Source organism: Parolsenella sp. (assembly GCF_982402205.1).
This window is the reverse complement of sequence record NZ_CEVYAT010000098.1, coordinates 1-6,016: the sequence shown is the minus strand read 5'-3', so window position 1 is coordinate 6,016 and position 6,016 is coordinate 1. Positions and strand designations below refer to the sequence as shown.

Here is a 6,016-nt window from a genome sequence, read left to right as displayed (position 1 = left end):
TGATGACCATGCCGGCCTTGGCACCCGCCTCGTGGATGGCCGAAACGATGCGGTGGGCGTGCGTGGCGGCCTCGACATGGAAGGAGACGAGGTCGGCGCCGGCGCGGGCGTACTCGACGGCCATCTCGTCGGGGTTCGAGATCATGAGGTGCACGTCGGCGGGGACGTCGGTGCAGGCCTTGACGGCCTTGACGACGTTGGGACCAAACGTGAGGTTGGGCACGAAATGGCCATCCATGACGTCGACGTGGACGTAGTCGGCCGTGGAGATGGCCTCGAGGTCTGCGGCGAGGTGGGCGATGTCGGCGGAGAGGATCGACGGAGCGATCATGACGTCTTCGAGCATGTGCTTCCTTTCGTAGGCTGCGGACTATGGTGCGAACGGCCTGGGCTAGCTGTGGTCCATGCCGTAGAACTCGGTGTTGGGGGCGCGGCCCGTGAGCTGGGCGCTGATGCTCTCGATGCCCACGCCGCCGTGGATGAGGTCCCACACGCTGTCGACGAGGGGCACCTCGACTCCCCTGGCGTGAGCGAGCTCGCGCACGCTCTCGGCCGCGCGGGCGCCCTCTACCACCATGTGCGAGCGGCCCTCGAACTCCTCGAGCGTGGTGCCGTGCACGAAGGCCTCGCCAAAGCGACGGTTCCTCGAGTGCCGTGAGGTGCAGGTGGCGACCAGGTCGCCCATGCCGGCGAGGCCCATGCAGGTCATGGGCTCCCCTCCGAGGGCTGCGACGAGCCTTCCGATCTCTGCGATGCCACGGGTCATGATGGCGGCGAGCGTGTTATCGCCAAGCCCCAGGCCCGCGCAGGCGCCGCAGGCGATAGCGATGACGTTCTTGACGGCGCCGCACGTCTCGACGCCGCGCAGGTCCTGCGAGACGTAGACGCGGAAGGCCGGCGTGGCCACGATGCCGCGTAGACGCTGCGCGAGGTCGGTCGAGGGGGCTGCCAGGACGGCCGCGGAGAACATCTGGCGGCTCACCTCCTCGGCGTGGTTGGGGCCGCTGAGCGCCGCCACACGCTCGGGGTGACCCAGCTCGTCTGCCGCGACCTCGCTCATAAGCAGGCCCGAGTGGGGCTCGATGCCCTTCGTGAGCACGAGGACGGCGGTGTCTGCCCCCAGATAGAAGGACAGCTCGTGGGCCACGCCGCGCAGAAACGACGAGGGCGTGGCGAGCACCACGGCGTCGGCGCCGCGCACGGCCTCGGCGAGGTCTGCGGTGGCGCTCACGTTGGGGCCGAGCTCGTAGTCCCTCAGGTAGCGCGAGCTGCGGCGATTCTCGTCAAGCTCGCGCGCGGATGCCTGCGAGTGGCACCACAGCGCGACCTCGTCTACGTTGTGCGCGAGCAGGCCGGAGAAGGCGATGCCCCACGAGCCTGCGCCAACGACGGCCGCGCGCGTCACTTGTCTGCCCCCACGGACGGGTCGTCGGGCGCAACGGGGTCGCCCTTCTTGTGGAACGAGAAGGGCTTCTCCTCGCCGCGGGCGAGCTTTCTGATGTTGGAGCGGTGCGCCCACACCACGACGAGGCCCGCGGCCTCGACGATGAGGTCCTGGGGCAGGTTGGGCCCGTAGAAGAGGGCGAGCACGAGGCCGACGATGCCGGCCACCGTGACGGAGCCTGCCGAGACGCGCTTTGTGAGGTAGGCGATCGCGATGAAGATGCCAAGCTCGATGAGCCCTACGGGCCAGGCGAAGCCCAGCAGCGACCCCACGCCTACGGCGATGCCCTTGCCGCCGTGGAACCCCAGGAACGGCGAGAAGATGTGGCCGCAGACGGCCGCCATCATCACGAGGCCCACGCACCAGGCGCCGGCGCCCGTGGGGTCGCAGGCGACGCCGCCCGTGACCCACTGCGGGAAGAGCGCGCCGGCGAGGCCCGTGGCAAGCGCGCCCTTGCCGGCGTCAAAGAGCAGCGTGAGAACAGCGGCGCCCTTGCCAATCTCGCGGGCGACGTTGGTGGTGCCGATGTTTCCCGAGCCCACGCGCTGGATGTCCACACCCTTGGCGCGGGCGATGATCTTGCCAAACGGAATGCCGCAGACGAAGAACGTCGCGACGAGATAGGCGACGAGGGCCGCCACGTTGACCTGCATGTCCTGAAAACCTCCGGTCGGGTGTGCGCGAACCTACGAGCTCTGCTTCTTGCGGAAGCGCAGCCTCACCGGCGTACCTTCGAGGTTGAACTGCTCACGCAGGCGGTTCTCGAGATAGCGCTTGAAGTTGTCGTCGACGAGCTCGGGGAAGTTGCAGAAGAACGTGATGGCCGGGGGGCAGTTGCCGGTTTGGTTGGCGTACTGGATGCGCAGGCGCTTGGCGCCCTTGGAGACGGTGTGGCCGCTCTCGCGCATCTGGGCGAGCAGGTTGTTGAGCGTGCCCGTGGGGACCTTGCCGGAGTGGGCCTCGCCCACGCGGTCGACGACGGGCCAGACCTTGTCGAGCGAGCGGCCGGTAAGGGCCGAGACACGGATGACGGGAGCCCAGGGGGCAAACGTCATGCGGCGAGCGACGCTCATCATGACGTCCTCGCGCTGCTCCTCGGTACGGACGAGGTCCCATTTGTTAAGCAGGATAATGAGGGCGCAGCCGCGTTCGATGGCAAGGCCCGCGACCTTCTGGTCCTGCTCGGTGACGCCCTCGGAGGCGTCGACCACGAGCAGACACACGTCGGCCTCGTCGATGGCGCGCAACCCGCGCACGAGGCTGTAGTACTCGACGTCCTCGTGGACGAGGTTGCGCTTGCGCATGCCAGCCGTGTCGACGAGGCGGTAACGCTTGCCCTCGCGCTCGACCACGACGTCAAGCGCGTCGCGCGTGGTGCCGGCGACGTCGGAGACGATCGAGCGGTTCTTGCCCGCGAAGCGGTTGGTGATCGAGGACTTGCCCACGTTCGGGCGTCCGATGATGGCGACGCGCAGGGCGTCGGCTGGGTACTCGGGCTCCTCGGCGGGCTCGGGCAGCGCCGCCACGACCTCGTCGAGCAGGTCGCCGGTGCCGTGGCCGTGGGTGGCCGAGATGGGGCGCGGCTCCCCGAGGCCCAGGGCGTAGAAGTCCCAGAGGGTCTTCTCGTCGGCGGGGTTGTCGAGCTTGTTGGCGACGAGGAAAACGGGCTTGCCGGCGCGACGCAGGATGCGCGCGACCGTCTCGTCCTCCTCGGTGACGCCCGTGGTGGCGTCGACGACGAACACGATGACGTCGGCCTCCTGGCAGGCCGCCTCGGCCTGCTCGCGGATGTGGCCAGCGAAGGCGTCGTCGGAGCGGCCGGTCTCGATGCCGCCCGTGTCGACGAGCGTGAAGTCGACGCCGTTCCAGTCGGCCTCGTGGTAGCTGCGGTCGCGCGTGACGCCGCGGCTCTCGTGGACGATGGCTTCCTTCTTCTGTGCTATGCGGTTCACCAGCGTGGACTTGCCGACGTTCGGGCGGCCGACGATGGCGACGATGGGCTTGGCCATTTAGTGCTCCTTGCTCGGGTGTACTAAACGAGAAATTCTAGCATGGGGCTCGCGGGGCGTTCGCGAGTGGGCGCCAAAGCCGCCGCAATCACACAAGACGGCCGATGGCCTCGACGAGCTCGTCGATCTGTGCCGTGGGCGTGCTCGCCCCCGCGGTGACGCCGATCGTGGCGGCCCCTTCGAACCACGAGGCGTCGAGCTCGTCGCACGTCTCGATGTGGTGCGTCGCCGCGCACGATGCCGAGCAGATCGTGGCGAGGCGCGTCGTGTTGGCGGAATTGCGGCCACCGATGACCACCATGACGTCCGAGCGCGCGGCAAGCTCGCGGGCGGCCTTCTGGCGCTCGCTCGTGGCGGCGCAGATGGTGTTCACGACGCATACCTCGCGGGCGACTCCGGTGAGGCTCGACACGACGGCGTCGAGTGTGGCTTTGGCCTGCGTGGTCTGCACGACGACGCCCACGCGAGGCTCGACGTGGACGTCGTCGAGCGCGGCGGCGTCTGCTACGGCGATGGCCCCAGGGGCGTGGCCCAGAATCGCCTCGACCTCGGGGTGGCCCGACTCCCCCACCACGAGGATCTGGTACCCCTGACCCTGCAGGCGCTCGACCGCATGATGGACGCGCTTAACGTAGGGGCAGGTGGCGTCGACGACGGCAAGGCCGCGCTGCGCCGCGAGCCGCTCGACCTGCGGCACGACGCCGTGGGTGCGCAGCACGAGGGTGACGTCGTCCCCCTCGCCCGCATCGGGGACCTCGCTCACGACGGTGACGCCCTTGGCCTCAAGGCCGGCCACGACCTGTGGGTTGTGGATGAGCGGCCCCAGCGTGTGGACGGGTCCCGTGGCGTCTGCCGCGACCTGGTCGACGAGGTCGAGGGCGCGCTGAACGCCGTAGCAGGCTCCCGCGTGGTCTGCGATGGTGATGGTTGGGCGAGCCATCGTGTCGGTGCTCCTTAGTCTTGGGCTGCTCGTGGCGTGGTGGCCTACCAGAGGCCGGGGTGCTCCTCGCGCAGGGCGTCACGCAGGGCGTAGACCTGCTCCATAGCGGCCTTCTCCATGTTGGCGACCTTCTCCTTGCGTCCGGAGCCTCCCACTTCGTCAAAGGTGAGCGGCACGCCAAAGCGCACGTATGGCTTGCGCCTGCGCGTGGGACGCGTCTTGTAGGGGTCTGCCGCGCCCACGACGGCGGAGGGCACGACGTCGCTCTTCCCCATCTGGGCGATCATCGCGAAGCCTCCGTGGATCTCGACGGGCTGCTCGTCGTTCTTGATGCGCGTGCCCTCGGGATAGATCAGCACCGTCTCGCCGCGCATGAGCGCGTCGCGCGCGGCCTTGAGCGCCTTGAGGTCTGCGGTGCCACGGTCGACGGGGATGCCGCCAACCCTGCGGAAAAGCCACTTGGCGGGGCCGATCTTCTCGAACTCGATCTTGTAGATCGGGCGCACGCGGACGCCGCGGTGCCACAGCTCGCAGATGAGCACGACCGGCTCGACCATCGATGTGTGGTTCATCACGAGCACCGAGCCGTGGTCCCTCACGTGGTCGACGAAGTCGTCGAGCCCCTCGAAGCTCGTGGGCCACACGATGCGGCTGAACACGCTCACCACGAAGGCGACGAACTTGAAGAGCGCGCGGGTGGGCGCAGGGTACTCGTCCATGCCGTTGCGGACGAAGTCATAGCCGCCCTCGGCGCTCTTGGGCTCTCGTGGCTTCTTGACGGGCTTGTTGCCGTTGGCCTCGCTCATGCGCGTGCCCTTTCTATGAGCTCGCAGATCTTGTCGCAGACCTCGTCGACCGTGAGCTCGGTCGAGTCGATGTGGACGGCGTCCTCGGCGGGCTTGAGGGGGGCGGTGGCGCGGGTGGAGTCCTTGCGGTCGCGCTCGATGAGTTCGGCCTCGATCTTAGCCTGCTCCTCGGCGTTTGCTTGGGCGTTTGCGTCGGTCGCGGTGTTGCCTCCCTGGCGCTGGACCGCGCGGCGACGGGCGCGGGCACTGGGATCTGCGGTGAGGAAGACCTTGACCTCGGCTGCGGGGAACACGACGGTTCCGATGTCGCGACCCTCGGCCACGACGCTCGTGCTCTCGGCGGCCTTGCGCTGCAGCGCCACCATGGCCTCGCGCACGGCGGGGATGGCGGCAACCTTCGAGACGTTGGCATCGACCTCGGGCATGCGGATGGCGTCCGTGCGGTCCTGGCCGTCGACGATGACGACGGGGCCCTGCTCGCCGTTGTCGAGCACGATGTCGAGGTCGCGGGCAAGCTCGCTCACGGCCCGCGCGTCGTCGAGGTCGAGGTCGCGGGTGAGGGCGGCGTCGGTCACGGAGCGATACATCGCGCCCGTGTCGAGGTAGGTGAGGTGCTCGCGCACCGCCATGGCACGCGCGACGGTTGACTTGCCCGACCCGGCGGGGCCGTCGATGGCAACGATCATGGTGGGTCCTTTCGCTTGGAGGGTGTGGTCCCTAGTTTTCTGACAGGTCGTCGAGCTCGGTGCACTCGGCCGCGGCGCTCACGGAGTCGTGCGGCACGTAGCCGGCGTCTGCGCGGCGGCCGAGTGCACCG

The 6,016-nt window shown here is 68.7% G+C and carries 7 protein-coding genes; all 7 read right to left on the bottom strand.

Annotation, left to right across the window (positions count from 1 at the left end; translation table 11 throughout):
* Positions 1 to 346: ribulose-phosphate 3-epimerase (locus AC1VTH_RS05975; protein WP_481335246.1), on the bottom strand; the 346-nt coding region annotated here is incomplete at its 3' end.
* A gap of 45 nt (positions 347 to 391) precedes the next feature.
* A complete protein-coding gene (locus AC1VTH_RS05970) occupies positions 392 to 1,405 on the bottom strand; it encodes an NAD(P)H-dependent glycerol-3-phosphate dehydrogenase (protein ID WP_481335245.1) in 1,014 nt (337 codons plus the stop codon).
* Entirely contained in the window at positions 1,402 to 2,097 is a 696-nt protein-coding gene (locus AC1VTH_RS05965; protein ID WP_481335244.1) for a glycerol-3-phosphate acyltransferase, read from the bottom strand. The genes AC1VTH_RS05970 and AC1VTH_RS05965 overlap by 4 nt, the downstream gene beginning before the upstream one ends.
* A 33-nt stretch (positions 2,098 to 2,130) precedes the next feature.
* On the bottom strand, positions 2,131 to 3,453 hold the full coding sequence (gene der / locus AC1VTH_RS05960) for a ribosome biogenesis GTPase Der (protein WP_481335243.1): 1,323 nt from the start codon (positions 3,451 to 3,453) through the stop codon (positions 2,131 to 2,133).
* A gap of 88 nt (positions 3,454 to 3,541) precedes the next feature.
* Entirely contained in the window at positions 3,542 to 4,393 is an 852-nt protein-coding gene (ispH, locus tag AC1VTH_RS05955) for a 4-hydroxy-3-methylbut-2-enyl diphosphate reductase (protein ID WP_481335242.1), read from the bottom strand.
* A 44-nt stretch (positions 4,394 to 4,437) separates the two neighbouring features.
* A complete protein-coding gene (locus AC1VTH_RS05950) occupies positions 4,438 to 5,199 on the bottom strand; it encodes a lysophospholipid acyltransferase family protein (RefSeq protein ID WP_481335241.1) in 762 nt (253 codons plus the stop codon).
* On the bottom strand, positions 5,196 to 5,885 hold the full coding sequence (cmk, locus tag AC1VTH_RS05945; protein ID WP_481335240.1) for a (d)CMP kinase: 690 nt from the start codon (positions 5,883 to 5,885) through the stop codon (positions 5,196 to 5,198). Before cmk ends, AC1VTH_RS05950 begins: the two co-directional genes overlap by 4 nt.
* Positions 5,886 to 6,016: the final 131 nt, after the last annotated feature.

What these genes read in the sequence shown, in the direction of transcription:
- AC1VTH_RS05965 (WP_481335244.1), bottom strand. Translation starts at nt 2,097, where the DNA reads ATGCAGGTCAACGTGGCGGCCCTCGTCGCCTATCTCGTCGCGACGTTC.
- der (WP_481335243.1), bottom strand. Translation starts at nt 3,453, where the DNA reads ATGGCCAAGCCCATCGTCGCCATCGTCGGCCGCCCGAACGTCGGCAAG.
- ispH (WP_481335242.1), bottom strand. Translation starts at nt 4,393, where the DNA reads ATGGCTCGCCCAACCATCACCATCGCAGACCACGCGGGAGCCTGCTAC.
- AC1VTH_RS05950 (WP_481335241.1), bottom strand. Translation starts at nt 5,199, where the DNA reads ATGAGCGAGGCCAACGGCAACAAGCCCGTCAAGAAGCCACGAGAGCCC.
- cmk (WP_481335240.1), bottom strand. Translation starts at nt 5,885, where the DNA reads ATGATCGTTGCCATCGACGGCCCCGCCGGGTCGGGCAAGTCAACCGTC.